General features: G+C 37.8%; 1 protein-coding gene. It reads right to left on the bottom strand.

The features are described 5' to 3' along the window. Positions 1–172: 172 nt before the first annotated feature. Positions 173–352: hypothetical protein (locus AO58_RS18210; RefSeq protein ID WP_035718046.1), on the bottom strand; the 180-nt coding region annotated here is incomplete at its 5' end.

Below are 352 nucleotides of genomic sequence, written 5' to 3'. Positions count from 1 at the left end.
AGCGACGAAGTCGTGACATATTGGTAGAAAATTCAAACACAGCAGATTTAAGGTGCTAAGCACCGACATAATAAGCTTGAATTTATAAACAAATCCTTTCAAAGTTTCAAACTGAGAAAGGTGTAAAAAAGAAAATTTTGAGAACGATTTTTAATTCTTGGAGTTTTCTTTTTTATGTGAAATCGTCAATAGTGGCGAAGCGCGCCCCGGCTTGAGTGGACTCTTCGAGAGCCTCAGAGTGACAAAGCGGAAACCCTTCGACTCCGCTCAGGATAAACTCCAGACGGAAATAGGCGCCCAAAAAATGATTTAAAAAACAATAAGCCAATACAATAAGCAAAATATAAAAGTT

It is taken from the genome of Flavobacterium succinicans LMG 10402, assembly GCF_000611675.1.
GTDB lineage: Bacteria > Bacteroidota > Bacteroidia > Flavobacteriales > Flavobacteriaceae > Flavobacterium > Flavobacterium succinicans.
Note: the sequence above shows the minus strand (reverse complement) of the source record. Positions and strands in the feature narration are given on the sequence as shown.